Source organism: Hymenobacter polaris (genome assembly GCF_012927305.1).
Lineage (GTDB): Bacteria > Bacteroidota > Bacteroidia > Cytophagales > Hymenobacteraceae > Hymenobacter > Hymenobacter polaris.
This window is the reverse complement of sequence record NZ_JABBGH010000002.1, coordinates 926,751-953,252: the sequence shown is the minus strand read 5'-3', so window position 1 is coordinate 953,252 and position 26,502 is coordinate 926,751. Positions and strand designations below refer to the sequence as shown.

Annotated in this window: 23 protein-coding genes; 8 read left to right on the top strand and 15 right to left on the bottom strand. The window is 65.3% G+C overall.

What is annotated here, in order from left to right; all coding sequences use genetic code 11:
• Window positions 1-107 precede the first annotated feature (107 nt).
• From HHL22_RS14285 to HHL22_RS14260, 6 genes are all read right to left on the bottom strand, one after another.
• Window positions 108-1,178: a chorismate mutase gene (locus HHL22_RS14285; RefSeq protein WP_206680725.1), complete on the bottom strand. Its 1,071-nt coding sequence runs from the start codon at window positions 1,176-1,178 to the stop codon at window positions 108-110.
• Between the two features lie 184 nt (window positions 1,179-1,362).
• Window positions 1,363-2,211: a prephenate dehydrogenase gene (locus HHL22_RS14280; protein WP_169532020.1), complete on the bottom strand. Its 849-nt coding sequence runs from the start codon at window positions 2,209-2,211 to the stop codon at window positions 1,363-1,365.
• Between the two features lie 59 nt (window positions 2,212-2,270).
• Complete coding sequence (locus HHL22_RS14275; protein WP_169532019.1) at window positions 2,271-3,512, bottom strand: pyridoxal phosphate-dependent aminotransferase; 1,242 nt, start codon at window positions 3,510-3,512, stop codon at window positions 2,271-2,273.
• A 66-nt stretch (window positions 3,513-3,578) separates the two neighbouring features.
• Window positions 3,579-4,505: a prephenate dehydratase gene (locus HHL22_RS14270; RefSeq protein WP_169532018.1), complete on the bottom strand. Its 927-nt coding sequence runs from the start codon at window positions 4,503-4,505 to the stop codon at window positions 3,579-3,581.
• Between the two features lie 585 nt (window positions 4,506-5,090).
• Complete coding sequence (locus HHL22_RS14265; protein WP_169532017.1) at window positions 5,091-6,368, bottom strand: glycoside hydrolase family 2 TIM barrel-domain containing protein; 1,278 nt, start codon at window positions 6,366-6,368, stop codon at window positions 5,091-5,093.
• A 154-nt stretch (window positions 6,369-6,522) separates the two neighbouring features.
• Window positions 6,523-7,884, bottom strand: coding sequence for a Gfo/Idh/MocA family protein (locus HHL22_RS14260; RefSeq protein ID WP_169532461.1), 1,362 nt, complete (start codon window positions 7,882-7,884; stop codon window positions 6,523-6,525).
• A gap of 109 nt (window positions 7,885-7,993) precedes the next feature.
• On the opposite strand from HHL22_RS14260, the gene HHL22_RS14255 reads away from it, so the two are divergent.
• A complete protein-coding gene (locus HHL22_RS14255; RefSeq protein ID WP_169532016.1) occupies window positions 7,994-9,058 on the top strand; it encodes an NADH:flavin oxidoreductase/NADH oxidase in 1,065 nt (354 codons plus the stop codon).
• Window positions 9,059-9,148: 90 nt separating this feature from the next.
• Here the strand turns inward: HHL22_RS14255 and HHL22_RS14250 are convergent, their stop codons facing one another.
• From HHL22_RS14250 to HHL22_RS14230, 5 genes are all read right to left on the bottom strand, one after another.
• Entirely contained in the window at window positions 9,149-10,171 is a 1,023-nt protein-coding gene (locus tag HHL22_RS14250; RefSeq protein ID WP_169532015.1) for a N(4)-(beta-N-acetylglucosaminyl)-L-asparaginase, read from the bottom strand.
• A 105-nt stretch (window positions 10,172-10,276) separates the two neighbouring features.
• Window positions 10,277-10,876, bottom strand: a complete 600-nt coding sequence (locus tag HHL22_RS14245) for a PPC domain-containing DNA-binding protein (protein WP_206680724.1) — start codon at window positions 10,874-10,876, stop codon at window positions 10,277-10,279.
• A 53-nt stretch (window positions 10,877-10,929) separates the two neighbouring features.
• Window positions 10,930-11,745 (bottom strand): bestrophin-like domain, encoded by an 816-nt coding sequence (locus HHL22_RS14240; protein ID WP_169532014.1) that lies wholly within the window; start codon window positions 11,743-11,745, stop codon window positions 10,930-10,932.
• Window positions 11,746-11,802: 57 nt separating this feature from the next.
• Window positions 11,803-12,327, bottom strand: coding sequence for a DinB family protein (locus HHL22_RS14235; protein WP_169532013.1), 525 nt, complete (start codon window positions 12,325-12,327; stop codon window positions 11,803-11,805).
• A gap of 3 nt (window positions 12,328-12,330) precedes the next feature.
• Window positions 12,331-12,903 (bottom strand): hypothetical protein, encoded by a 573-nt coding sequence (locus HHL22_RS14230; protein WP_169532012.1) that lies wholly within the window; start codon window positions 12,901-12,903, stop codon window positions 12,331-12,333.
• A gap of 127 nt (window positions 12,904-13,030) precedes the next feature.
• On the opposite strand from HHL22_RS14230, the gene lysA reads away from it, so the two are divergent.
• From lysA to HHL22_RS14215, 3 genes are all read left to right on the top strand, one after another.
• The gene (gene lysA / locus HHL22_RS14225) at window positions 13,031-14,242 is read left to right on the top strand and encodes a diaminopimelate decarboxylase (RefSeq protein WP_169532011.1); all 1,212 of its coding nucleotides are present in this window, start codon (window positions 13,031-13,033) and stop codon (window positions 14,240-14,242) included.
• A gap of 178 nt (window positions 14,243-14,420) precedes the next feature.
• Window positions 14,421-15,017 (top strand): pentapeptide repeat-containing protein, encoded by a 597-nt coding sequence (locus HHL22_RS14220; RefSeq protein WP_169532010.1) that lies wholly within the window; start codon window positions 14,421-14,423, stop codon window positions 15,015-15,017.
• Between the two features lie 51 nt (window positions 15,018-15,068).
• A complete protein-coding gene (locus HHL22_RS14215; RefSeq protein WP_169532009.1) occupies window positions 15,069-15,596 on the top strand; it encodes an NADPH-dependent FMN reductase in 528 nt (175 codons plus the stop codon).
• A 144-nt stretch (window positions 15,597-15,740) separates the two neighbouring features.
• On the opposite strand, the gene HHL22_RS14210 is transcribed toward HHL22_RS14215, so the two are convergent.
• The 3 genes from HHL22_RS14210 to HHL22_RS14200 all read right to left on the bottom strand — a co-directional run bounded on the left by HHL22_RS14210 (window position 15,741) and on the right by HHL22_RS14200 (window position 20,270).
• Window positions 15,741-17,372, bottom strand: a complete 1,632-nt coding sequence (locus HHL22_RS14210) for a PepSY-associated TM helix domain-containing protein (protein ID WP_169532008.1) — start codon at window positions 17,370-17,372, stop codon at window positions 15,741-15,743.
• A 67-nt stretch (window positions 17,373-17,439) separates the two neighbouring features.
• Entirely contained in the window at window positions 17,440-19,785 is a 2,346-nt protein-coding gene (locus tag HHL22_RS14205) for a TonB-dependent receptor (protein WP_169532007.1), read from the bottom strand.
• Between the two features lie 113 nt (window positions 19,786-19,898).
• Window positions 19,899-20,270, bottom strand: a complete 372-nt coding sequence (locus HHL22_RS14200; protein ID WP_169532006.1) for a hypothetical protein — start codon at window positions 20,268-20,270, stop codon at window positions 19,899-19,901.
• Window positions 20,271-20,459: 189 nt separating this feature from the next.
• Here HHL22_RS14200 and HHL22_RS14195 point away from each other — a divergent pair, with 189 nt between their 5' ends.
• The 4 genes from HHL22_RS14195 to HHL22_RS14180 all read left to right on the top strand — a co-directional run bounded on the left by HHL22_RS14195 (window position 20,460) and on the right by HHL22_RS14180 (window position 24,739).
• A complete protein-coding gene (locus tag HHL22_RS14195) occupies window positions 20,460-21,245 on the top strand; it encodes an MbnP family protein (protein ID WP_169532005.1) in 786 nt (261 codons plus the stop codon).
• 9 nt (window positions 21,246-21,254) lie between these two features.
• On the top strand, window positions 21,255-22,400 hold the full coding sequence (locus tag HHL22_RS14190; RefSeq protein ID WP_169532004.1) for a cytochrome-c peroxidase: 1,146 nt from the start codon (window positions 21,255-21,257) through the stop codon (window positions 22,398-22,400).
• 63 nt (window positions 22,401-22,463) lie between these two features.
• On the top strand, window positions 22,464-23,582 hold the full coding sequence (locus HHL22_RS14185) for a cytochrome-c peroxidase (RefSeq protein WP_169532003.1): 1,119 nt from the start codon (window positions 22,464-22,466) through the stop codon (window positions 23,580-23,582).
• 38 nt (window positions 23,583-23,620) lie between these two features.
• A complete protein-coding gene (locus tag HHL22_RS14180; RefSeq protein ID WP_169532002.1) occupies window positions 23,621-24,739 on the top strand; it encodes an acyltransferase family protein in 1,119 nt (372 codons plus the stop codon).
• Between the two features lie 145 nt (window positions 24,740-24,884).
• Here HHL22_RS14180 and ftsZ read toward each other — a convergent pair whose 3' ends face one another.
• On the bottom strand, window positions 24,885-26,387 hold the full coding sequence (gene ftsZ, locus HHL22_RS14175) for a cell division protein FtsZ (RefSeq protein WP_169532001.1): 1,503 nt from the start codon (window positions 26,385-26,387) through the stop codon (window positions 24,885-24,887).
• Window positions 26,388-26,502: the final 115 nt, after the last annotated feature.

Sequence of the window (26,502 nt, the reverse complement as noted above, 5' to 3'; positions counted from 1 at the left end):
GCTTGCCGAAGCATCTCTACCGAACAACGTCGTTCAACGATGTGGTAGAGATGCTTCGACTGCGCTCAGCATGACGTTCTTTTTCAGGCGAGCAGCCCCTAGGCCTCTTAGCCCTGCATCACCTTTTCCTGGCGCTGCACCGACTCCAAGTGTACGGCTTCCATGTAGCGCTCCACGAAGTCCTCGCTCAGGCCCACCTGGCTGCCCTGGCGCTTGGCGCGGTCCAGAATCTCGTTGAGGCGGGCGGTTTGCAGCACCGTGATGTCGTTCTCCTTCTTGTACTGGCCGATTTTCTCCGACACGCTCATGCGGCGACCCAGCAGCTGGATAATCTCGGCGTCAAGGTTGTTGATTTGCTGGCGCAGGCCGGCCAGGGCATTCAGGTACTCCTCCTTGTCGGTGGTTTCGTGGCGCCACACTAGGTCCTCGATTAGCTTGCCTAGCACCTCGGGCGTGATTTGCTGCTTGGCGTCGCTCCAGGCGTTGTCGGGGTCGATGTGGCTCTCAATCATGGTGCCGTCGAAGTCCAAATCCAGTGCCTGTTGGGCCACGCCGAACAGCGTATCGCGGCGGCCGCAGATGTGGCTGGGGTCGTTGAGGATGGGCATGTCGGGTAGGCGGCGCTTCATCTCGATGGGCAGGTGCCACATCGGGGCGTTGCGGTAGTCGGTGTTGCCGTAGCTCGAAAAGCCGCGGTGAATCATGCCCAGTTGCTTCACGCCGGCTTTTTGCAGGCGCTCCAGCGCGCCCACCCACAGCTCCAGCTCGGGGTGGATGGGGTTTTTTACCAGCACCGGCACGTCGGTGCCGCGCAGCGCATCGGCGATTTCCTGCACCGAGAAGGGGTTGCCGGTGGTGCGGGCGCCCACCCACACCAGGTCCACGCCGAAAGCCAGGCAGTCCTCCACGTGCTTGGCGGTGGCTACCTCCACGGCCACGGGCAGGCCGGTCAGCTCGCTGGCTTTCTTCAGCCAGGGCAGACCCTTCACGCCCACGCCCTCGAAGCCGCCGGGCTTGGTGCGGGGCTTCCAGATGCCGGCGCGCAGGGCCTGCACCTTGCCGGTGGCGGCTAGGCGCTGGCAGGTTTCGAGCACTTGGCTCTCAGTTTCGGCCGAGCAGGGGCCCGAGATGAGGAAGGGCTTGTCGGAAGGCTGGCGGTTGAAAAGACGGTCGAACATGGGGGTAGTGGCTAAGAGCTGGTTTGCTGCTGGCTGCATGGCTGAATGGTTGTTGATGGCTAAAAAAGGCGGTCATGCTGAGCTTGTCGAAGCATCTCTCCCGCGTAAGTAATCCTGACGTCTGAGATTAGTTCTGCGGTAGAGATGCTTCGACAAGCTCAGCATGACCGCCTTTTTGCATGGGTTAAGGAATGATTTTCTTTATGGCATTGGCTTTCTCAAAGGCCGCCGCCAGCCCGGCGTAGTCCTCCTGCCGCAACAGCTCGCGCAGCTGGTGCAGCTGGTGCAGGTGCTCGTCGAGCACGTCGAGCACGTTGTCGCGGTTTTGGCGGAAGATGGGCACCCAGGTGGCGGGGGCGCTCTTGGCCAGGCGCACGGTGCTGGCGAAGCCGCCACCCGCCAGGTCGAAGATGCGCTGCTCGCCGCGGCGCTCCTTTTCGAGCACTGTGAGGGCTAGGGCGAAGGAGGTGAGGTGCGAGATGTGCGACACGTAGGCCGTGTGCAGGTCGTGGTCGGCCGCGCCGAGGTGGGTCACGCGCATGGGCAGGGCCCGGAACAGCGCCTCCACGGTCGCGACGGCCGCCGGGTCGCTGGCCTCGGCATCGCAGATGACCAGCGTTTTGCCCTCGAAGAGGCCGCGCACGGCCGCGTCGGGGCCGCTGTACTCGGTGCCGGCCATGGGGTGCACGGCCACGAAGCGGCGGCGGCGCGGGTGCTGGGCCACGGCGGCCAGCAGGTTGCCCTTGGTCGAGCCCACGTCGATAACTATCTGCTGGTCAGTTATCAGGTCGAGCACCTGGGGCAGCAGGGTCACCATGGCATCCATGGGCACGGCCACCACTACCAGGTCGGCCGGGGCCACGGCGGCGGGTAGGTCGGCGGCCAGCTCGTCCACGAGGCCCAGTTCCAGGGCCCGGCGGGCGTAGGCGGGATTAGCCTCCAGGCCGATGAGCCGGCTGGCCAGCCCGTGCTGCCGCAGCCCCAGCCCCAGCGAGCCGCCGATTAAGCCTAGGCCGATGATAGTGATGGTCATTGCTTTACTGTCATAATAGACCGTCATGCTGAGCTTGCCGAAGCATCTCCACCACGCCGTTAGCGAGTCGTCTGGGTGTCGTTGTTCGGTAGAGATGCTTCGGCAAGCTCAGCATGACGGTCTTCTTTATAAAGCTTTTCGGAGGCCGCCCGCACCCGCGCCAGCGCCTCGCGCAGCACCGCCTCAGGCTGACAGAGGCTGGCGCGGATGTAGCCGTTGCCGTTGCTGCCGAAGATGCCGCCGGGCGTCAGAAACACGCGGGCCTCGGCCAGCACGGCGTCGCTCAGGGCGTAGCCGTCGGCGTGGGGCGCGGGCACCTTGGCCCACAGGAAGAGGCCGGTTTGGCCGGGGGCCGCCTCGCACCCAAGGGCGGCCAGCAGCTCGTGCACCAGGGCGCGGCGGGCGCGGTAGGTAGCGTTCAGCTCCTCGAACCACTCGGGCCCTAGGGCCAGCGCCGCCACCGCCGCCTGCTGAATACCCAGGAACATCCCCGAGTCCATGTTGCTCTTGAAGCGCAGCACCGTGGCCAGCCAGTCGGCGCGGCCCACTAGCATGCCCACGCGCCAGCCGGCCAGGTTGTGGCTCTTGCTCAGCGAGTTCAGCTCTAGGGCCACCTCCTTAGCCCCTGGTACACTCAGCAAGCTGGTGGGGGGCGTTTCGTTGAGCACGAAGCCGTAGGGGTTGTCGTGCACCAGCATGATGCCGTGCGCCTGCGCAAACTGCACCAGCCGGGCCAGGAACTCGGGCGAGGCGGGCGCGCCAGTGGGCATGTGCGGGTAGTTGACGAGCATCATTTTCACGCTGCGTAAGTCACCCTGGGCTAGCGCCTCCAGGTTGGGCAGCCAGTTGGTTTCGGCCGTGAGAGCGTACTCGCGCACCTCGGCCCCGCAGATTTCGGCCACGGCGCGGTAGGTGGGGTAGCCGGGGTTGGGGATGAGCACCGCGTCGCCTTCCTGCAAGAAGGCCATGCCGATGTGCATTAGGCCCTCCTTGGAGCCGGCCAGCGGCAGCACCTCGGTAGCGGGGTCGAGTTGCACGCCGTAGTGGTGCTGGTAGAAATCGGCCATGGCCTGGCGCAGCGCGGGGGTGCCCTGGTAGCTCTGGTAGCCGTGGGCACCGGGTTGGGCAGCGGTAGCCCCTAGGGCCGCCACTACGCTCGGGTGCGGCGGCAGGTCGGGGCTGCCAATGCCCAGGCTGATGATGCTGGCCCCGGCCGCGTTGAGGGCGGCCAGCTCGCGCAGCTTGCGCGAGAAATAGTATTCGCCGGTATTAGCGAGGCGGCGGGCGGCGTCGATTATCATTTAACAGTTATCAATTAACAGTTATCAGCGTCATATAGAACGTCATGCTGAGCCTGCGAAGCATCTCTACCGCGCCTCTAGGGTATCGTTCAACGAATGCGGTAGAGATGCTTCGGCAAGCTCAGCATGACGTTCTTTTTGGCTTTCGTCTGCCTCCCCTACCGGGCCGAAGTCCATGCTGCCGCGCTGGTAGGCGCCCAGCACCCGCAGCTCCTCCGTAACGGCGGGCAGTTCGGCCAGCAGGGCGTCGAGTTGGGTAGGCGTGGCGAACTCTACGTCGGCGTGGAAGCCGTAGTGCCAGGGCTGGCTGGGCCGGGGGCACGACTGCAACTTGCTCAAATTCAACCCTAGGCCCGCGATGAGCGTGAGCACCCGCGCCAGCATACCCGGCGCGTGCGAGGTGTAGAAGTACAGGCTGGCCTTATCGGGCTGGGCCACGGGGGCGGCCTCGGCGGCGCGCTTCAGCACCAGGAAGCGGGTGTAGTTGTGGGGGTCGTCGTTGATGGCCGGGGCCAGAATTTCCAGCCCGAAGGCCTCGGCGGCCTGGGCCCCGGCAATGACAGCCACGCCGGGCGTTTGGCGCTCGGCCAGCAGTTGGGCGCTCAGGCCGGTATCTTCGGTTTCGACCAACTGCCAACCGGGGTGCTGGCCGAGGTAGTCGCCGCACTGGCGCAGGGCCATGGGGTGCGAGTGCACGGCCCGGATATCGGCCAACTGGGTGCCGGGCAGCACTAACAGGTGCTGGTGAATGGGCAGGTAGATTTCGCCGGTGATGGTGAGCGGGTGGCGCTCGAGCAGCAGGTAGTTAGGCAAGATGCTGCCGGCCAGCGAGTTTTCCATGGCCATGAGGGCAGCGTCGGCGCGGCCGTCGGTGGCCTGGCCTACCACCTCGCCAAAGGTAGCGCAGTACCCTAGGCCCACCTGGTCGCCAAAATACTGGCGGGCGGCTACCTCGTGGAAACTACCCTGGAAACCCTGAATGGCGACTTGCATTTCAATTATCAATTAACAGTTATCAATGAACAGCTCAACGGGCGCTTGGGGCAATAAAAAAAGCGCCACTCGCGGAACGAGTGGCGCTGCTATTATCTGGTTATTAGCTACATGGCGACTCGTTCTACGCGGGCGGCGTAAAATAAAAGTAGCCAAAAAAGTAGCGGGCGCTGAACATGGCGAGTGCTGTTTGCGGCGGCAAGGTAGGAAGGAATTTTAATTTGGCAAGAAAAAAAGTAGCTTGGACGCTGCGAGGCCGAGCGCAAGCGCAGCGAACACCCTCGCGTGCGGACGCCCCCTAGGCGCTAGCTGCTCGCTAGGCTCGCGCGCACTTGCAGCGTCCAAGCTAACCCAAGTGGCGCGGTAGCAGCAGGCGGTCAATTCCCCTCCTTAGCCAAGGAGGGGACGCTTCGGCGTAGCCGAAGCTGGGGTGGTTGACATCGTTGAACGACCCGTTATGGAGTGGCCGCCGACTCGTTCAACGCCCACAACCACCCCCGTTGGCGCGTCGCGCCAACATCCCCTCCTTAGCTAAGGAGGGGAATTGACCGCCTGCTGCTACCGCGTAGCGCCCAAGCTACTGGCCTACTGCACCAGAAACGGGATGTTGCCCGTGGCTACGTTGCCGTGGCCGTCCTCGCCATACACGAACAGGCGGTAGGCGCCGGGCTGGGCGGGTGCGGTGAGCGTGGTTTGCCCGCCGGCGCCGGTGGGCAGGGCGCCGGCTACGGCCTGGGGCCGGCTTTCGCGGTCGCCGCCCTGCTTGAGGTCGGTGCTTTCGGGCAGCAGCTCGTAGCGGTAGGTCAGCTTATCCTTATCGGGGTCGGTGATGGCAGCTACGATGGGGGCGGTTTGGCCAGGCTTGAGGGTCACGGCCTCGGTGGCGGTTTGGCCCCCTAGGGTGAAGCTGGCGATGTGCGGGGCGCGGTTTTTGGGCCACTGGCCGGTCCACTCGTATTGCAGCACGTCCATCACCTCGGTTTCCTCGCCCCGCTCCGTAAAGAGGCCGTACCAGGTGGGCGTGCGCTCCTGCTTCTGGCCCCACAGGAATACGTAGGAGCCCAGGCACTGCGCCTTATCCTGCTTCACCGAGGCCTCGTAGCGGCTCCGGTACACGGCGGCTTTCTGGCTACTGGTTTCTTCTACCGAGGCTTTCCAGGGGGTTTGCGGGCCCTCCCAGTGGCCGGTGGGGCCCCACTCGGTTACGAGGTAGGGGCCGGTCCAGCTGGCGTCGCGCACTTGCTGGGGCAGGGTGGCCAGGCCGGCGTAGGTGTTGATGCTGAGGATGTCTACCGCCGGGCAGCGCGTTTTCACGTACTCGATTTCCTTTTTGCTGGCCCCGGCCAGCACCGTGCTGGTGGGGTGGTTGGGGTCCACCTCGTGAATCATCCGGGCGATGTCATTCACGGCGTCCCACACCTTGGGGTTGGTGTAGTCGAGGTTCAGCTCGTTGCCAATGCCCCACAGCAGCACGGCGGGGTTGTCCTTGTACTTCAGCACCTCGCCTTTAATGCGCTGCAGCTGCGCGGCCACGGCCGCCGCGTCGTTGTAGTCGAAGCCGTGACGCTCGCGGGCCACGTCGAGGCCCAGCATCACCGTCAGGCCATGCTGGTTGGCGTCGGCCAGTACCTTATCGGCGCCGCCCGTGCCCCAGGTGCGGATGGAATTGCCGCCGTAGGCCTCAATGCGTTCGGGGTACTGGCTGCCGCCGGCGCCTTTCACGAAGTAGGGCTGGCCGCCGCGCAGCAGCTCGTAGCCGGCCGCGGTATGGCGCACGGTTACCTTAACGGGGGCGGCGGCCCTAGGGGGGGCGGCGCTGGTAAGGGCCAGGCTTAGGGTAGCGGTCAGGAAGAGGTGCTTCATGGGGTGGGGAAAGAGGTTTGTGGAGAATGATAAACAAAGAACGTCATGCTGAGCGCAGCCGAAGCATCTCTACCAAACGACCCGAAAGGCGCGGTAGAGATGCTTCGGCTGCGCTCAGCATGACGTTCTTTTACTTACGCTTATTACTTATCCCCTAGGCCGCGTCGTCCTGCGGGGGGGTGCCGCGGAAGGCGTCGGTTTTGCCCACGCCGGCGGTCAGCTTCACGGGCTTGCCTTCGCGGGCCGACTTGTAGATGGCTTCCATAATGCGCTGGTCTTGCAGGCCTTCTTCGCCGGGGGTGTAGGGCTGCTGGTTGTGGCGCACGCACAGGGCCATGTGGTCCATTTCGAGCGCGAACTGCTGCTTGCCGGGGTTGCTGGGCTGCTCGATGACCTGCTTGCCCTCGGGGGCGTGCACAAACTCCTGCTTGAGGCCTTTGTAGGGGAAGGCCGGGTCCATCTTGATGGTGCCGGTTTCGGCGTGCACCATGTAGTTCTTGCTGTTGAACGAGCCGTAGCCGGCCAGGCACTGCGAGATGACCCCGCTCGGGAAGCGCAGCGTAAAGCTCACGTTTTCCTCGATTTCCTTGAAGCGGTCGTCGCCGGGCGTGCTGTAGGTGTAGGCAAACACCTCGTCGGGCTCCTCGCCCAGCAGGAAGCGGGTGGTATTGAGGCAGTACAGGCCAATGTCGGGCAGGGCGCCGCCGCCGGCCAGAGCCTTCTTGTGGCGCCACTGGTTGTCGTGGGCTTGGTTCTGGCAGTCCATCATCTGGATGAGCTTGGTTTGGCCGTACTGCTTGGCACGCACCCGCTTCATGGCCTCGCGGTTCAGCGGCTCGTACTGAATGCGGTAGGCAATCATCAGCTTCACGTTGGCCTTTTGGCAGGCGGCTATCATCTCCTCGCACTCCTTCACCGAGTTGGCCATGGGCTTCTCGCAGAGGATGTGCTTGCCGGCCCGGGCCCCGCGCAGCACGTACTCGTGGTGCATCGAGTTGGGCAGTACGATGTAAATCACCTGCACCTCGGGGTTGTCCTTGAGCTTGTCGTAGTCCTGGTAGCTGTAGCAGTTGCTGGGCTTGATGCCGTACTGTTTGGCGGCCTTGGCCATCTTGTCGGGGCTGCCGCTCACCAGGGCCACCGGCTTGGCGTGCTTGCACTGCCCGAAGCCGGGCAGAATCTCGGCCAGCGTGAGGTGCCCTAGGCCCACAATGGCGTAGCCCACGCGCTGGTCGGGCGCGTCGGGGTTGGGGAAGGGGCCGGCCTTGGGGTCGGTGGGCGCTTCTAGGGGCGGCAGCGTAATGTCGAGCGGACCGGTGGGCGGCAGGGCCGCGTCGCCGCTACCCAGGTCGGCGGCTTCGGCCGGGGTGGCGGCTATGGGCCCTAGGGTGCCGGCCACGCCCACGGCCAGCAGGCCCCGGCCCGCGTGGTTGATAAACTGGCGGCGCGAGGTGGCGCAGGCAATTGTGCGGGCGGTCTCGTCGAGCAGCGCCGTAGTGGAATTTTCTTGAAGCATCACGCTAGGTTTTTGTGAAAAAGCTGCCTGCCTTTACGCGCCAACCTATGGGCAGGGTTAGCTGTAGTAGCTCGGGCTGCAACGTCCGCGCTACTTTTCGCCTTTTCCTATGCATACCCTTTTCGAGCCGCTCGCTCTGCGCGGCCTCACCCTCAAGAACCGCCTGGCCGTGGCGCCCATGTGCCAGTACAGCGCCCAAGATGGCCTCGCCAACGACTGGCACCTCGTGAACCTGGGCAGCCGGGCCGTGGGCGGGGCCGGCCTGCTCATTCAGGAAGCCACCGCCGTGTCGCCCGAGGGCCGCATCACGCCCGAGGACCTAGGCATCTGGCAAGATGAGCAGATTGCCGTTCTGAAGCGCATCAACGAGTTTATCGAGGCGCAAAACTGCGTGCCGGGCATTCAGTTGGCCCACGCCGGGCGCAAGGCCAGCACGTATGCGCCGTGGCGCGGCAGCGGCGCCCTGGCCGAGGGCGGCTGGCCGGTGGTGGCTCCCAGCGCCATTGCGTTTGCCGACAACTACCCGCAGCCGACGGCGCTCGACGCGGCGGGCCTGCAGAAGGTGGTGGCCGATTTTTGCAGCGCCACCGTGCGCAGCCTGGCCGCGGGCTTCCGGGTGATAGAGATTCACGCCGCTCACGGCTACCTGCTGCACGAGTTCCTGTCGCCGCTCAGCAACCAGCGCACCGACGCCTACGGCGGCTCGTTCGAGAACCGCAGCCGGCTGCTGCTGGAGGTAGTGGCTGCCGTGCGTGAGGTGCTGCCCGCCGACTTGCCGCTGCTGGTGCGCATCTCGGCCACCGACTGGGCCGAGGGCGGCTGGACGCCCGACGAGTCGGTGCGGCTGGCCCGCGTGCTGCGCGAGCGCGGCGTAGACCTGGTGGATTGCAGCACCGGCGGCAACGTGCCCCACGCCACAATACCCCTAGGCCCTGGCTACCAGGTGGAGTTTGCCGCGCGCATCCGGCACGAGGCGGGCATCCCAACCGGCGCCGTGGGCCTCATCACCACACCTCAGCAGGCGGAAGAAATCGTAGCCAGCGGCCAGGCCGACCTGGTGCTACTGGCCCGCGAAGAGCTGCGCGACCCGTATTTCCCGCTGCACGCCGCCCACGCCCTAGGGGCCGACGTGGCCTGGCCCCCGCAGTACGAGCGCGCCAAGCCGCGGAAATAATGAGTAACGTTTAGTGGGTAGTGCTTAATGGCGCCTGTCATTGCGAGCATGTCGCGTATCAAGCACTACCCACTAAACGTTACTCATTAATCACTGCAACAAGTACTCGCACTTCAGCAACTGCCGCTGGTTCTGCGCGTTGCACACGGCGTAGCTGAAGCCTTTTTGCAGCGCGAAGGCGCCAATCTGGCCTTGGTTGTTCACGGCAATGAAGCCTACCTGGATGTCCTTGGCCGCGGCGCCTTTGATTTTGGCGATGCGCTCGACAGCGGCGCGGCAGGCGGCCTTGGGGGCGAGGCCCTGGCGCATCAGCTCCACTACCGTGTGCGAGCCGGCCATGCGGATTACGTCCTCGCCCTGGCCGGTGGCGGCGGCGGCACCCACCTCATTATCCACGAATAAGCCCGCGCCGATAATGGGCGAGTCGCCCAGGCGGCCGCGCATCTTAAAGCCCATGCCGCTGGTGGTGCAGCTGCCGCTGAGGTTGCCTAGGGCATCGAGGGCTAGCATGGCAATGGTGTCGTGGTTTTGAGGGCCGCCCACGGGGCCAACTCGCTTATTACCGGAGTTCTCAATGTTGATAACCGACTTGTACTCGCTGGTTTTCAACCACTCGCGGTAGTTTTTTTCGGCCTCGGGGCTGAGTACCTGCGGCTCGAGCGGGAAGCCCTGGGCCACGGCAAACTGCTGGGCGCCCTCGCCCACCAGCATCACGTGCGGCGTCTTCTCCATCACGCGCCGCGCCACGCTGATGGGGTGCTTGATGCGCTCGAGCGCCGCCACGCTGCCGCAGTTAAACTGGTGGTCCATGATGCAGGCGTCGAGCGTCACGATGCCGTCGCGGTCGGGGTTGGCCCCTAGGCCCACGCAGCAGTTCTGCGAGTCTTCGGTGATGCGCACGCCCGCCTCCACGGCGTCGAGGGCGGGGCCGCCTTTCTTCAGAATTTCCCAGGCATCCTGGTTGGCGGCCAGGCCCTCATCCCAGGTAGAGATGACCAGCGCCTTGCCGCGCACGTTGGGGCGGGGCGGCTGGGCGCGCGCGGCGCCGGCCGGCACGGCGAGCAGCGCTAGACCGGCGGCGGAAGACGAGAGGAAACGGCGACGGTTGGCCATGAGCAAAGCGGCAGTAAAGGAATGAGCCGCTAAATAACGCACTGGTACCCTCAAAGCAGTTCGCAGCGGCCACGATACATTGGCTTGGTACCGGCGCCAACCCGGCTACTTGGTGGCCGCGGGGTCAATGAGGTGCAGGTCGGTTTCGGGGTCGGCCTTTTTGTAGAGTGGCGTGGGGTACACGGTCAGAAACAGCTCGACCGTCGGGAACACGTGGGCTTCGATGAGGTGGCCGCCCTCGACGCGGCCATCGGGGTGGCCCACGGCCAAGTGGCTGTGCACGGCGGGCTTGCCATCTTGCAGGGCCACGTCGCCGAGCAGCGACACCAACTCCACGGGGCCCTGGATGGGGTTGAGGCGGTACTGCTTTTTCTGGGGGTCGAACCAGGCGGTGGTGACGTGCGAGAACGCGCCGATGGCCGAGAAGTGCGCCGCCTGCATGCCCTGGGCGGCCGCGAAGTCGGTGAGCCCGCTCAGCACCTCGTCGCCCTTGGCGAAGATGAGCACGTAGTTTTTAACGCCGCCCTGCTCGCTGAGCAGCTTGTAGGTGAGGCCGGGGGCTTTGCCGTGCTCAACGGCCTTGTCGGGCGACTGGTACTGGGGAGTTTGCATGGGCTTGCGCGGGGAAGAAGAGGATTGGGCGAGGGCGGCGGGGCCGGCTAGCAGCAGGGCCAGGCCGGCCGCCAGGGGAAGCAGCTGGTTCATGGGGGGGGCTAGGCGGCCGGGCCGCCACCCGCTGCTTACGCAAGCCAGCCGGTTTAGATGGCCCGCAGCGGCGGCAGCCGGGCGGGCAGCGCCGCGGCCTCGTCGCCTAGTATCAGGCTGTGCACGTGGCGCAGGTCGTCGTAGTCGGGCGTGACGACGCCGCGGCCGGGGTTGTCGAGGTCGCGGATGGTGGTGACGAGCACGGCCACCGTCACGATGTACACCAGCGGCACCAGCGGGCTCGGCTGCTCCGAGAAGCGGTTCATAAACCCAATCAGGAAGCCCATCACCCACGACAGTACCCCTAAGGCCAGCAGAATGGTGCGGGGCGTGCGCTCGCGGAAGGTGTAGAGCAGGGCCAGGTAGTTGGCGTTTTTGGTGGCGGCCAGGGCCAGCACCTGCTGGCCGGTAGCCTGCTGGGTGGGTTGGCGCGCCAGGTAGGCCAGCAGCTCGGCATCGAAACGGCGCCCTAGGGCCTCGGAGTAGCGCACCAGCCCCAGGCACTCGGCGGGGTCGGGGGTGGGGTGGCGCAGCTGCGCGGCCAGCGAGCGCAGCAGGTAGCCGTTTACCAGGGCGCGCAGCTCGGGCGGGTAGAGCTTGGCCTGGCGGTGCAAGTCGGCAATGCTGCTGGCTTCGGCATGCACGATGCCGTCGCGGGCCTTCACAGCGTTGCCCGAGGCCACCAGCGTAAACGAGAGCAGCAGCCCGAACATGCCGAAGATGCCACCTTCCACGCCAATCGACTTCCAGGTTTTGCCGTGCGCCAGGTAGCGCCGCCGCGCAAACTCGGCGCCTAGGTACACGGATAGCAGCAGGGTAATCGGATACGCGATAGTTATCCAGTAAGAGTCAACAACTGAGCGCCACACGGGAAATAATGAGCAATGAGCAATAAACAAAGAGCAAAGTTGCCCACTGTTCATTGCTCATTGCTCACCACTTACCACCCGGGCCGTTACGAGTACCTGGCCCACGTGGCGCATGGTATGCTCGGCGGCGTGGGTGAGCAGGCCCAGCACGGTGCTGGGCAGCTGGGCCCGGCCCACGCCGCGCCATTCGGGTAGGCTGGCCTCGGGCGTGGCGATGAGCTGGGCCAGCGCCGCCTCTACCTGCTGGCTAAAGGCTTGCAGCAGCTCCTGCACGGCGCCGGGGTGGGTGGGCGGCTGCTCCTCGGCGGCCAGGTAGGCGAGCTGGGCGGGGCCTAGGGCCTCGCCGCGGGCGTAGGTAAAGGTGCGGTCGAGCACGCCCGTGAGGTGGCGCAGGTGGAAGCCCACCGACGCCAACCCTAGGGGCCGCGCGGCCAGCTTGGCGGCCGGGAAAGTAGCCAGGTGCTCGGCCAACTCCTCGCGGGCTTGCAGCAGGGCGTGGGCTACGGGTTGCAGCAGCGGCGGCACCGCGGGCAGCGGACCGCGCAGCCACACTTCGGGAAGCGGGGATGGGTTGGGAGGCATGGGCTACTGCGCGATGATAGCGGGCTCGCTAAAGGTTTGCCGCTGAGTTGCGTACCGGCTGGCGCCTGTGCTGGCTTGTTGGCTTACGGTCAGGTAGTTGCCGCGCAGCCAGCGCATAGTCACGAATGTATTGTTGCCGCTGCCCGTGTTCAGGGCGTAGCCGTTTAGCTCTAGCTGCACTAGCTGCCCGTCCTCGTAGTATTCGTAGAGCCGTGGTTTGCTGCCGCCGTAGTACACCACCTTGCGCACGATGGCGCCGTGCCGCTTGTGCTTCACGGTTTCCTTCTTTATCCGCACTTCGCGCACCAGCGTTTCGCCGACGCTGGTCGGTATCACGCGCGGGACGCCCAGGCTCATAATAACCCGGCGCGTGCCCCCCAAGGCTAAAAAATTGGTTTTGACCTGCTGGGTGCGGGCGGCCGCCGAGGCGCGCACCCGCCGCGCGCGGGCTTGCAACGAGTCGTACTGCACCTGGTAGGGCGTAGGCGAGGCAGTGGTGGTGGCCACGGGCGCGTCTTGGGCGTGGGCGGCTAGGCTGAGGACCAGCAGCCCGGCAAGGGTAACCAGTTTTTTCATTCTCGGGAAAAGCAGGACGGTAAGATAGCACCGTAAATATATCGGCGGGCTTGGCGCGGCCAACTACCCCTAGGGCCGGCGTACCTTTGGGGGCGCGGCCTGGCCGCGGTTTTTCTGCTGTTTCGTAATGTCTGCTTCGCTTCCTACCACGGCCCTGCTGGCCGCCGCCGCTCAGTTTGGCACCCCGCTCTACGTGTATGAGGCCGCCACCATCCGGCGTCAGTACCACAAGCTCACGGCGGCTTTCAGCGGCCACCCCACGCGGTTCTTTTACGCCTGCAAGGCCCTTACCAACGTGGCCGTGCTGCGGGTGCTGCTGGCCGAGGGCGCGGGCCTCGACTGCGTGAGCATCAACGAAGTACGCCTGGGGCTACACGCGGGCTTTGCGCCCGAAAACATCCTGTTTACGCCCAACAGCGTGGCCTTCAGTGAGCTGGTGGAGGCCAAGGAACTGGGCGTGAACCTCAACATCGACAACCTCGCGCTGCTCGAGCAATTTGGGGCCACGTTTGGCGGCAGCTACCCGGTGTGCGTGCGCCTGAACCCGCACATCGAGGCGGGCGGCAACTACAAGATTTCGACCGGCCACATCGACAGCAAGTTCGGCGTCAGCATTCACCAAATGCGCCACCTCGAGCGCGTGGTGAAGGGCACCGGCCTGCACGTGCGCGGCCTGCACATGCACACGGGCTCCGAGATTAAGGACGTAGAGGTGTTTTTGCGGGCGTTAGATATTCTATTCGACGCCGCCCGGCGCTTCCCGCAGCTGGAGTTCCTGGACCTGGGCTCGGGCTTCAAGGTGCCCTACAAGCCCGGTGACCCCGAAACCGATGTGGCCGGCCTGGGCGAGCGCGTGGCGGCGGCCTTCCAGGACTTTGAGGTGGAATACGGCCGGCCGCTGGAAGCCTGGTTCGAGCCGGGCAAGTACCTGGTGAGCGAGTGCGGCTTCTTGCTGGTGGAGGTGAGCACCGTGAAGCACACCACGGCCACGGTGTTTGCGGGCGTCAACTCGGGCTTCAACCACCTCATCCGGCCGATGATGTACGACGCCTACCACCACATCAGCAACCTCTCGCACCCGGCCAGCCCCGAGCGCCTGTACACGGTGGTGGGCAACATCTGCGAAACCGACACCTTCGCCTGGGACCGCCTGCTGCCCGAGGTGCGCGAGGGCGACGTGCTGGCCTTCCACAACGCCGGCGCCTACGGCTTCGAGATGAGCAGCAGCTTCAACTCGCGCCTGCGCCCCGCCGAGGTACTGCTGGAAGAGGACGGCAGCCTGCGCCTCATCCGCAAGCGGCAGACGTTTGAGGACCTGTTGGCCGGGCAGGTGGCCTAGGGGAGTTAAGAGGTAAAAGGTAAGAGGTAAAAAAGGCGGTCATGCTGAGCTTGCCGAAGCATCTCTACCGCGCCGTTAGAATTAACCGCACGACATTATTCAGCAGAGATGCTTCGGCAAGTTCAGCATGACCGCCTTTTTTACCTCTTACCTTTTACCTTTTACCTCTTAACTTCTCATGAAACGCCGCCCCGCCCCTACCCTGCGCAAGCCCGACCGCTTCGAGCAGACGCTCATTGGGCTGGATGCGCGGCAGCTGCTGGAGCTGGGGCGCGAGTTTGAGCAGGTGCGGTTTCTGAGCTGCTCGCTGGGCGAGGCCAACCTGGGTGGGCTGCGCTTCGAGGACTGCCTGTTTGAGCGCTGCGACCTGGGCAATGCCCGCCTAGGGGGTGCGGCGCTGCAAAACGTGGCCTTTGCCGACTGTCGGCTGCTGGGCGTAGGCTTCGGGGCGTGCCAGGACATGCTGTTTGGCGTGCACTTCGACGACTGCCTGCTGCGCTACGCCACCTTCGGCGGCAAGAAGCTGGCGGGCACCCGCTTCGAGCGCTGCCAGCTACAAGAGGCCGACTTCACCAACGCCGACCTGAGCCAGGCGGTGCTGGCCGGCTGCGACCTTACGGGCACGGTCTTCCACAACACCCGGCTGGCGGGCGCCGACTTTACCACCGCCACCGGCTTCAGCCTCGACCCCGAAGCCAACGTGCTAACGGGCGCCCGCTTCGCGCTGGACGGCCTGCCGGGCCTGCTCGACAAGTACGGGCTGGTGGTAGTTTAAACTTCGGGCCCTAGGGCCGGGTTGCCCCTGTACGCCTACTGCTACTCTGCCATGATTACCCTCCTCGTCGGCACCAACCGGCCCCAGTCGCGCGCCCGCCAGCTGGCCGATTTCTACGCCACCCTGCTCGCTGAACTGGGCGCCACCTACCAGCTGCTGGATTTGACCGAGCTGCCTATTGATTTCCTCAACGTGGCGCTCTACCACAACGCCGGCCAGCACCCCGACTTCAACCGTTTCATCGCCCCGCTCGACCAGTCGGATAAGCTCGTCATCTTCGCGCCCGAGTACAACTGCTCCATCCCCGGCGCGCTCAAGGTATTCATCGACGCCCTGCCCTACCCCGGCGGCATCCGGGGCAAGCAGGCGGCGCTGGTGAGCCTAAGCAGTGGCAGCCAAGGCGGCGGCCTGGCCCTGAGCCACCTCACCGACATCCTGTTCTATCTCGGCACCAGCGTGCTGCCGCAGCGGGTGCGCCTACCGTTTATTGGAAAGCACCTCACGCCCGCCGGCGAGCTTACCAGCGAGTTATACCGCCAGTTACTACGCGAGCAAGCCGAGGCGTTACTGGCGGCTTAGCTTTTTAGATATGCTTGCTTAAATAGGCGGTCATGCTGAGCGCAGCCGCAGCAGCTCTACCGCGTAAGTAATCCTGACGCCAAGGTTTAGTTACGCGGTAGAGCTGCTGCGGCTGCGCTCAGCATGACCGCCTTTTGTTAGGAGCTAGCGCCAGGTTTTGAGCGCCAGCGCCATGCCGTAGAGCGTGACGACTAGCACACCCAGCGCCGAGAAGATGGCCACCGCGTCGCGCACGTTTTTGCCGGCCCAGTCCATCAAAAAGAACTTGTGCAGCACCGCAAACGAGAGGCCTTCGCGCCGGTCGCCGTCGCGCACCAGGGCGGCCGGGCGGCCAGTGGCGGGCTCCACATATAGGGCGGGGTGGCCCGCGCCGGCGTAAGTGAGCTTCACCACCGGCAGGCGCTTGTTCACGAAGCCGTACTCGCCAGCGAAGCGCGTTACCAGCTCGGGGCTGCCTAGGGCGGCCGGGCTGGCCGGGGCGGCGCCAAGGCTGGCAGCGGCCGTACCAATGGCGGTACGGGTTTCGGCTTCGGGGCTTGGCGTGGCGGGCAGCACGCAGCAGTCGGCCGGTAGTGCATCGTTGGCGCCGGCTAGGGCCGTGCCCGGTACCAGATGGCCATCCAGCGCCTGCGCAAACTGCTCGCTCAGCTCGCGGGCGTAGGCAAACTCGCCGTCGGGCAACACGCTACCGTCGCGGGTGCTGCGGTACGTCACCTGGGGCGGGCCGCCGGCCCCTAGGGCCACCAGGCGGTAGTAAGGCTGGCCGCCCACCCGCGCCAACGACACGCCCTGCACCGGCGCGGGACCAGTGAGCGCGGCGGTCAGCGGCCAGGTGAAATCGCTGGCCGTAAAGGCATTTACCCGCGCCACCTGCTCGCGGCGGTCGGGCGTGAGCTTCTGCCAGAGGTGGTAGGAGGCGCTCAGGGCGAAGGTGAACGTGACGAAGGCCACCCACAGCCCGAGGGTGCGGTGGCGGCGCCGCAGCCAGCCCACCTGGTCGTGGGGGGAGCGCGGCTGGCGCAGCTTGCGCCGCACGAAGCCGTAAATAACCAAGCCGCTCAGGGCCGACACCCAAAGCACGGTGGTGAAAATCAGCATAATGCCCAGGTGCAGCGGCCTAGGCAGCGCGTCGAGAAAATCCCAGTTGTGCAGCATCCCAAACAGCCACAGGAAGCGGGCCCGCGCGTAGTTGTTGAAGGTGCCCAGCCGGCTCTGCCCGGTTTCGACGAACACGGCCATGCCATCGGGCCGGTCGAAGGTGATTTTCCAGACCGGCAGCAGGCGGTTAATGAACTTGTAGTCAGCGGTATAGTGCGTCAGGCGCTCGGCGCGGGCCACGGCGCTGGTCGAGTCGGCCAGCAGGTAGCGGGCCACGTCTTCGGCGTAGGCGCGGTCGCCCTGGGGCAGCTCTTGGCCGGTGGCGGCGGCAAAGTAGCGCAGCTGCCCGCGGTAGTCGGCCAGCTGGTAGTAGGGCTGGCGCCGGTACTGCACCACGCGCAGGTTGCGCACGGTGCCCAGCTGGTAGCGGGCCAGTATCTGCGGCACTGGCACCCCTAGGGCACTGGCTCGCAGCGCTGGCGTGGGCACCGTTTCGTGGGCAATGGGCGGCCGCAACCAATTGGCCATCAAGGGGTGCGAGATGCCACTGAGCGTCCAGGCCAGCACGGGCAGCACCGTGAGCAGGCCCAGCACCCGGTGCCAGCGGTACAGGTGGCGCCCCACAAAGCGCCGCACGGGCGAAGCCGCCGCGCGGGGCGGCGAAGTAGTTGTTTGCATGGAAGATATTGATTTACAGAACGCAGCGCTCCGCTTAAGACGAGAGGAAAAGAGGCCATTGACGGCGCTACGGCGCATTCTTCACCTGGGCGGCGAAGGTGTAGCCTAGGCCCAGCGTGAGGGTGCGAGGCGCCGCGGCGGTGTAGGTGGTGCCGTACTGGTTGGCCGTTACCAGGGTGGCGTATAGCGCATTGCCTAGGTTGATGACGTTGGCCCACACCTCGAGCCCGCGCACGGCGGGCTGGGGCAGGCGGTAGCCCAGGCGCAGGTTGAGCACCGTGTAGCCGGCGTAGGTCTTGGTATTGGCAGTATTGGTATAGTACTGGCCAATGCGCTGGCACTCCAGCCCCAGGCGGGCGCCGGGCACGAAGCGCGGCTTGTAAAACACCTCCGCGTTGGCAATCCAGCTGGGGGCGCTCACCATGCGGTTGCCCGAGTAGTCGCGGTTCTGGCCCTGCACTACCTCGCTGTATTCCAAATACGTATGGCGGGCGTTGGTGCCGCTAAGGCGGAAATTCACCTCCGCAACCGGCGCGTAAGTCAGCGTGTACTCGATGCCCTGGTGGCGGGTAGCGCCCACGTTCTCGCTCTGGGTGGTGTTGTCGGCTTGCAGCAAGCTCACGATTTCGTTGCGCCCCTCCAGCTGGTACACGCTCACGTCCACGTACACCTTGTGGTCGAGCAGGGCCGCCCAGCCGCCAGCCTCGTAGTTGGTGAAGTTGGCCTGCTTCAGCTCAATAGTTTGGCGCGAGCTGTAGAGGCTGCCCGTTTCGGGCGGCTGAAAGCCGGTGCTGACGTTGGCGTACACGCCCTGGTTGGCCCCTAGAGCATAGGTCAGCCCTAGCTTGGGCGCCACGATGTTGTAGACGTTATTCTGGGCCGGCTTCTTAGTGGTTTGGCTGCCGCTCAGTAAGTTCACGAAATGGTATTGTACCCGGTCGTAGCGCAGGCCACCCACCACGCGCAGCGCCTCGGTAGCCTGCACCTCGTACTGGGCGTAGGCAGCCGCGTTGTAAAGGTCGGTGCGGTAGTTGTCGAGCAAGCGGCCGGTGTCGGTGTAGCCGGTGTAGAAATTACGGGCCACGTCCTTCTGCACGGTGAGGTAGCGGGCGAAGTAGGTGCTGGGGCTGTAGTCGAAGTACCCGCCCACGATAAGCCGCGAGTTTAAGAAACCGAAGTCGGCGCGGTGCTGCGCCAAAGCGCCGTAACTATTGAACGACTGATTGTTGACTTGCCCGTTCGAGCTTTGGTAAACGCCGTTCACCCGCATGTCGGCCAGGTAGTAGCTCGGCAGCTGGCCGGTCGAGTTGTAGCGCGTAAAGGCCGTGAGCGCCGTGCGCTGGCGCGGGTTCCAGTCGTGCTCCAGGCGCAGGCTGGCCCGCACGGCCGTCACCACCCGGTTGGTGAAGCGGTTGTTGCTGGCGTAGCTGCGGCCGTAGAACCGGGTGCTGTCGAGCGTGCCGGGCGTTTGGGTGTTGAGGTAGTTATACGTGCCCATGCCCACCAGCCGGGTTTTGGTACTAAAGGCATAGTCGGCCCGCGCCGTCCACGACTGCTTATCGAAGTCGGAGTAGTCTTGCCAGCCGTTGCGCTGCCGGGCCGCGTAGCCACCCACAAATACCCCTAAGCGCCCTACTGTGCCGCTGGCGCTGGCATCGACGCGCCGGTAGCCGTAGCCGTCGCCCTGCACCGAGAGGCCCGCCGTAGGTAGCGGCGTGGGCTGCTGGGTGAGGAAATTGATGGCCCCACCAATGGCGTTGGAGCCGTAGAGCGACGACGCGGGTCCCTTCACCACCTCGATGCTGCGCACGCCAGCCTGGTTTATTTCGTACAGCGCGTTGTGGTTGAAGATGCCGATGGGCCGGATGGGCAGGCCATCCTCCAGGTACAGGTACACGGCATTGGTGCTAATGGGCTGGCGAATAGCCATCATGTGCTGCTCGTTGCCCAGGTTCACCATGTACACGCCGGCCACTTTGTTGAGCAGCTGGTAGGGCGCGGTGGCCTTGGTATCGGCAATGAGCTGGGGCGCTACCTGGCCGATGGCCACCGGCGCCTGGGTGCGCCGCTCCTGCTCGCGGCTGGCCGATACCACCACGCCCTGCAGGTTGAGGGGCGCCGCTTCGAGTCGCACCGTGAGGGCCTGGCTACCGGCGGGCACCCGCACGTTTTGGGTGTTATACCCAATAAAAGAGGTAATTACCTCGCGGACGCCCGCCGCGGCCGGCAGCACGAAATGGCCGGCGGCATCGGTGGTAGTGCCCACCTGCGTGCCCGGCACCACCACCGTGACGCCCGGCAGCGGCTGCTGCGACTGCGCGTCGAGCACGGTGCCGCGCAGCGGGGCTTGCTGCGCACACGCGCAGCCCAGGCTGGCAGCCGCCAGCCCGGTACCCATTAAAAATGACTTCATCCCTTGTTACGAAAGCTAAAAACAAACCAAGGGGGCTAGGCGCGGGGCGCCCGGCTGCGCGCACCGCGGCAGCCAGGCCAACCGGCCGGCAACTCCCCATCCGCAAGTTGTTTTTAGCCTAACGGCGGGTGAAAAACCGCGCCCAGCGGCGCGGCGTAGCCTTGCGCCACCAGCCGGGCGTAGCGCCGGGCCAATGGCGCCACCGGGCGCGGGGCCCGCGGCTGCCAGCCCCCGAAGGCCGCCGGCAGCATCTCCAGCCGCTCCTTGAGCGGGCCGGCCGACTTGCTCTCGCGCTCCTCCTGCTTTTTCAGCTGCTTGGCAAAGTAGCACTTGCCGTCGCAGTGCAGGCTAGGGCGGGCCTTGTTCACGCAGTAGCGCGCCGTGATGGCCGCCCGGTTGAGCGTGAAGTTTGCCACCAGCAGCTCGCGGCTGAAGGTTTGCAGCAGCACCAGGGCCGCGAGCAAATAGGCAAGCGTAGGCTTCAAGCGTTGGAAAATGGCTAACCAGCGGCAAAAATAGCGTCGGCCGGCGGTTGTTCATCCCCTAGGCCTGCTGCGGGCACTTATCTTTGGTAAGCGCCCTTTCCTATTCTGCCGGCCAGCTAGCTACTCCTAGGGGCCGCATACCGCGCGGGACCGGCGAGCGTTACTGACAGCAACTTAGCTTTTTAAGCGATGAAAAACCGTTTTCTATTCACTGCCGGCCTAGGGGTGCTGGCCGCCGCGGCCGGGCTGCTGGGTGGCTGCAAAAAAGACGCCGATAGCAGCGAGCCCACCGTGGGCACCGTGGCGCTGGCGCTGGAGCACGTGGCGGGCCCCAAGGCCGTGGCGCTGAACGGCACCACCTACCAAACCGCAAGCGGCGAAACCTTCAGCATTAACACGTTGGAGTACTACATTTCCAACGTGGTGTTCACCAAGGCCGACGGCAGCACCTACGCCGCGCCGGGCGTATACCACCTGGTAGACGTGAGCAAGCCCAGCACCACCAGCCTCACCATCAGCAACGTGCCGGTGGGCGACTACGCGGGGGTGAAGTTTGTGGTGGGCGTGGACTCGACGGCTACTAAGGCCGACCCGCTCTCGCTGACCGGCGACCTGAACCCGGCCAATAATATGTATTGGGTCTGGAACACGGGCCACATTTTCATGAAGCTGGAGGGCACCGTCACCTCGGCCGGCAACAAGGCCCTGACGGCGCACATTGGCGGCTACCGGGCGCCTTACAGCGCCATCGTCACGGCCGCGCCGGCCTGGCCCAGCGGCACCACCCTGCAAGTGCGGGCCGGCCAGGCGCCGCAGGTGCACCTCGTGGCCAACGTGCTAAGCTTGTTTGACGGCGTAACGCACCTGCCCCTGAGCACCTTCCCCACGGCCATGCAGCCCAGCGCCACCTCGGTGCAGGTGGCCCGCAACTACGCGGCGGGTATGTTTTCGGTCAAGGGCGTGCAAGCCAACTAGCTCACGGTCATGCGGCTAGCCCAGCTTATACCGGCCCCGCACCGGCCGCTGGCCCGCCTGGGGCTGGTGGCCGGCCTCGGGCTGGCCGGGCTGCTGGCGGGCGCGGGCAGCCGCCCGGTAGCAGCGGTGCCCGGCACTGCGCAGCCCGCCAACTTTCCGCCCATGGTGTATGGGCTGGCCGGCAACCCGCCCGATGCGGCCACCTTCGCCCTGGGCCGGCAGCTCTTTTACGATGCGCGCCTTTCGGCCGACGGCACCGTGTCGTGCGGGTCGTGCCACCGGCCGGCGGCGGCGTTTGCGCACGCGGGCCACCGCCTTAGCCCCGGCGTGGGCAGGCAGCTGGCCGCCCGCAACGCCCCGGCTCTGCAAAACCTGCGCTGGCGCCGTGGCTTCATGGCCGATGGCGGCGCCCTGGGGCTGGAGCTGCAGGCCCTGGCGCCCCTCACCGACCCTAGGGAAATGCACCGGCCGCTAGCGGCAGCCCTCGCCCAGCTCAACGCCGACGCCGACTACCGGCGGCAGTTCGCGGCTATTTATGGGCCGGGGCCCATTGGCACCGCGCAGTTTTTGCGGGCGCTGGCGCAGTTCACGGCCGCGCTTACCTCGGCCAATTCGCGCTACGACCACTACGTGCGCCACGAAGCCGGCGGCCAGCTTACCAGCCAGGAAATAAGCGGCTTAGCGCTATTCCAAGCAAAGTGCGCCGGCTGCCACGCCACCGACTTGTTCACGGACGAGAGCTACCGCAACAACGGTCTCGACCGCACGTTTCCCCTCGACTCGGGCCGGGCGCGCATCAGCCTCAAGCCCGGCGACGTGGGCCGCTTCAAGGTGCCGAGCTTGCGCAACGTGGCCCGCACTGCCCCCTACATGCACGATGGGCGCTTCGGCACCCTAGGGCAGGTGCTGGCCCACTACGACCACGGTGTGCAACCCTCGCGCACCCTCGACCCGCGGCTGCGCCAGCCGAATGGGCGGCTCGGCATTCCGCTTTCGGCGCCGGAGCGAGCCAACTTGCTGGCGTTTCTGCGCACCCTGACCGACCGCGACTTCCTGACCGACCGCCGCCTGCTGGCTCCCGCGCCGACAGCCCCGGCACTGCCCGGTCGGCTTTTTTCAGTATTTACGCCCGCTTGGCTGGCCGCCCGAAACTAAGCCGGCCGGCTTCGTCGTTCTGGTGGCGCCCCGGCTTCGTTTGCCTTTCCTGGCCTTTTGCCTATGTCGCTACGCACTACCTGCCTGCTCGTTTCGACCCTGCTGAGCGCCCTAGGGCTGGTAGTAGCCAGCTGCCAAAAGGGCGGCGGCACCGAGCCCGACGCTCCCGCCCCGGCCCCCACGCCTTATACACTTACGGTGCCGCCAGGCTTCCCCGCCCCTATCATTCCGGCCGATAACCCGCTCACCAACGAGGGCGTGGCCCTCGGGCGCATGCTTTTTTACGAGAAGGCCCTGTCGAGCACTGGCACCATGGCGTGCGGCTCGTGCCACCAGCAAAGCAAGGCCTTTACCGACGGCCGGGCCCTGGCCGTGGGGGTTGATGGCGTAGCCAATCCGCGCGGGGCCATGTCGCTCACCAACGTGCTCTGGAGCAGCGCCTTCGACTGGGATGGCGCCTTTGCGACCCTAGAGGCCCAGGCCCAGCACCCCATCGAAAACCCGATTGAGCTGCACCAGTCGCTGGCGGCGGGCGTAGCCAAGCTGCAGGCTACCAGTACCTACCCGCCGCTGTACCGGGCCGCCTTCGGCACCAGCACCATCACCAACGACCTGACCCTGAAGGCCCTGGCGCAATTCGAGCGCACGCTCATCTCGGCCAATTCGCGCTACGACAAGTTCATCACCAGCCGCACCGGCTTCACGGCCGACGAGCAGGCGGGCTTGCAACTTTACACCACCCACATTGCGCCCGGCGTGGTGCGCGGAGCCGAGTGCTTCCACTGCCACACCCAGCCGCTGATGTCATCGCAGTACGCGGGTCAGTTCTTCAACAACGGCCTCGACCTCACCTTCGCCGATACCGGTCGCGGCGCCGTCACGGGCCTGGCCGTCGACCAGGGCAAGTTCATCGCGCCCACCCTGCGCAACCTCGTTTTCACGGCGCCCTACATGCACGACGGGCGCTTCAAAACCCTGGAGGAAGTGCTCGACCACTACTCCGACCACGTGCAAATGGCCAGCCCCAACCTGGATAACAACCTCATCCAGGGTCTCAACAACCCGCCCTTCGGCACCCACATGGACCTCACGGCCACCGAGAAACGGCAAGTCATTGCCTTTCTCAAAACCCTCACCGACTCGTCCTTCGTGGCCGACAAGCGCTTCGCGGACCCGCACTAGGCTGGCCGCCGCGCGTATTTTTGGGTACAATCGCCTTTATGCTGCCTCTGCCCAACCCGCCTACCGCCCTGCGTTACCAGCCCGAGCTAATGGGGTTTCGGGCCGTGGCCATCGGGCTGGTGGTGCTGGGGCACTGGCTTCTGCCGCCTTTTCCGCTCAGCGAGGTGGGGCGCTTGCCGCTGTTTGTGCTCAGCGGCTACCTCATTTCGGGCATTATCTGGAAAAATGATATCTATTGGGGCGGCAGCCCCGGCTGGACGCGCCGCCTGGGTATTTTTTACACGCGGCGCTTTTTGCGCATCATTCCGCCCTACTACCTCTCGCTGGCCCTAGGGGCCCTGCTGCCGCTGGCTACGCTGTACCAGTACCCCGGCTGGTTTTTGCTGCCCCTCACCAACGTCCTATGCTACCAGCTCCGCAGCTGGCCCGAAGGCGTGGGCCATTACTGGACCATGGCGCTTGAAGAGCAGTTTTACTTAATCTGGCCCTTGGCGCTGGGCCTACTGCGGCAGCGGGCGGCCGGGCTGTGGCTGCTGGTGGCGGCCGGGCTGGCCTACCGCTGCTACGCCGTGCTTTACCTGGTGCCCGCCACGCCCGTTTACGCCACGGTGCTGCTGCCGGCCTGCCTCGATTTATTTGCCCTAGGGGCGCTGCTGCGGCTTCATACTGCGGCGGCGCGCGCCCGGCCGGGGCAGCGGCGTCCCTACCCCGGCTGGCCCGCCGCCGCGGCCGGTGCCGCCTGGGGCCTGCTTTGGGCCGGCACGCGCGCCACGCTGCCGGCCGAGCAGCTGTGGTCGGTGCTGGCGCCGGGCCTGGGGGCCGTAGTCAGCTATTTCACCCTGCGCTGGCTGATGAGTTCGCCGCGCCAAGGCCGCTGGCTGGCGCACCCGCTGGCGCAGTGGCTAGGCAAGCGCAGCTACGGCATGTACCTCTTTCACTTAATGCTGCCCGTTTTTTACCAGCGGCTTATCTATTACTTCCTCCCGGCGGCTAGCGCGTGGCGGCCCTGGCTGCTCCAGCCACTCGTCATGGCCCTGGCGCTACTGCCGCTGCTTGTCAGCCTGAGCGCGCTGTCCTGGCACTGGCTCGAAGCCCCGCTGGAGCGCCTTAAAACCCGCTACGCTTACGAGCCGGCCGCCGTGCCCCAGCAAATCTAGCGCCTACTCTAGCGCCTACTGCCCTAGGGCCAACGCCATAAAGAAAGGCCGCTAGTTTAGCGGCCTTTCTTTATGAAAAATTAAATACTAAGCGAATCGTCTACAAAATCCGTGGAATCCGCTAAAATCCGTGCTAATCAGTGGTCTAGTCCACGTTGTCGTGCAGAAACCGGTTGTCACCCAGCAGCTCGTTATCGTCGCTGAGGTTAAAGCGCGAAATATTTTGGGCGCTGCTCGGCGTCACGGGGTCCAGCTTCTGGCCGCGGCGCAGGTAGGCGGGGGTATCGAGGTGGGCCGTGGTTTCGGGCGTCAGGCCCTGGTTGAGCTGCTGTAGGCGGCGGTGGCGCTCCTCCATTTGGGCGGGGGGCAGCACCGGGCGGGGGCGCGGGGTGGCGGGCTGCTGGCCGGCGGCTGGGCTAGGCAGCAGCACCGGCTCGCCGGGCGCCGTGATGGGCGCCCCGGTCAGGCCGGTTTGGGCGCTGGGCAGGGCGGGGCCGTTGAGGTCGATGACCACGCGGGCAGGCTCGGGGGCGGCCGATGCCGTGAAGCTCGGCACCAGCGGCGTGGGCAAACCCTGCCGCTCTTTGTCGAAGACGTTGATTTGCGGGTCAACTGCTACTGGCGCGGCCTCGGCTACCGGCTCGGGTCGCGGGGCGGCCGAGCCGGCCCCAATGTCGTGGGCCTCGCGGGCAAAGCCAGTCGCAATCACCGTCACGCGGATGCTCTGGCCGAGGGTTTCGTCGGTGCCGTGGCCAAAAATCATCTCGGCATCCTCGCCCGCTTTATGCTGGATGTACTCCGTGATTTCCGACAGCTCATCCATTTCCAGCTCGGCTTGGTCGCCGGACATGATGCTGAGCAGGATTTTCTGGGCGCCTTGAATGTCGGTGTTGTTGAGCAGCGGCGAATTAAGGGCTTCTTCGGCGGCGCGGCGGGCGCGGTTTTCCCCCTCCGTAATGGCGCTACCCATCACGGCGGCGCCCGAGTCCTTCATCACCGTCTTCACGTCCTCAAAGTCCACGTTGATGTCCGCCGTCACCGTGATAATCTCGGCAATCGACTTGGCCGCCGTGGTCAGCACTGAATCGGCCTTGGCGAAGGCCGCGCCCATGGGCAGGTTGCCGTAGAGCTGGCGCAGCTTGTCGTTGAGAATCACCAGCACCGTGTCGCAGTGCTCACTCAGCTCGCGGATACCCTGCTCGGCCTGCTCGCGCTTCTTCTTGCCCTCAAATAGGAATGGCGCCGTCACGATGCCCACCGTGAGAATACCCAGCTCCTGCGCCACCTGCGCAATCACCGGTGCCGCGCCGGTGCCGGTGCCGCCGCCCATGCCCGCCGTGATAAACAGCATCTTGGTGCCGTTGTTGAGCAGTTCCCGAATCTGCTCGCGGCTCTCGATGGCCGCCTGGCGGCCACGCTCGGGCTTGGCCCCCGCCCCTAGGCCCTCCGTCAGGTCCACCCCAATCTGGAGCTTGTTGGGCACGGTTGAGCTTTCCAGCGCCTGCCGGTCGGTATTGCAGATAATAAACTCCACGTCCTTGATGCCCTGCTTGTGCATGTGCTTCACGGCATTGGAGCCCCCGCCGCCCACCCCAACTACCTTAATAATTGAGCGGCTTTGGGAAGGAACTTCAAAAATAAAAGTCATCGTCTACTAGCTGTTAGCCATCAGCCATTAGCTGTCAGCTTATATGGTCAATAAAAAAACTGCAATCGAAAACGTGAAGCCAACAGCTAATAGCCAGCAGCTAACAGCTTGCTAT